Origin of the sequence: Sinorhizobium sp. 6-70, from assembly GCF_030124375.1 — a bacterium.
GTDB lineage: Bacteria > Pseudomonadota > Alphaproteobacteria > Rhizobiales > Rhizobiaceae > Sinorhizobium.
The window spans coordinates 1-617 of record NZ_JASKLS010000041.1; the positions used below are offsets into that span (position 1 = coordinate 1).

At 64.7% G+C, this 617-nt stretch carries 1 protein-coding gene; it reads left to right on the top strand.

Annotation, left to right across the window (positions count from 1 at the left end; all coding sequences use genetic code 11):
* The coding region (locus QN222_RS30230; RefSeq protein ID WP_284005756.1) for an electron transfer flavoprotein subunit beta/FixA family protein at positions 1-617 on the top strand (617 nt) is incomplete at its 3' end.

The following is a 617-nucleotide window of genomic DNA, read 5'->3' on the forward strand; positions in this document are numbered from 1 at the left end:
ATGAAAATCCTAGTCACGGTGAAGCGTGTGGTCGACTTCAACGTCAAGATCCGGGTGAAGGCGGACGGCTCGGGTGTCGAGCTGGCCAATGTCAAGATGTCGATGAACCCGTTCGACGAGATCTCGGTCGAAGAGGCGCTGCGGCTGAAGGAAGCCGGCAAGGCTTCGGAAGTCGTGGTCGTCTCGGTCGGCCCGGCCAAGGCCGAGGAGACGCTGAGGACCGCGCTGGCGATGGGCGCCGACCGGGCGATCCTGGTCGAGACCGAAGACCAGGTCGAGCCGCTCGCTGTCGCCAAGATCGTCAAGGGTGTCGCCGAGGCCGAACAGCCGGGGCTGATCATCGTCGGCAAGCAGGCGATCGACGACGATAGCAATCAGACCGGCCAGATGCTCTCGGCGCTGCTCGGCTGGGCCCAGGGCACCTTCGCCTCCAAGGTCGAGATCGCCGACGGCAGCGCCAAGGTGACGCGCGAGGTCGACGGCGGCCTGCAGACGGTCGAACTGAAGCTGCCGGCGGTGGTGACCACCGATCTTCGTCTGAACGAGCCGCGTTATGCCTCGCTGCCGAACATCATGAAGGCGAAGAAGAAGCCGCTCGACAAGAAGAGCCCGGCCGA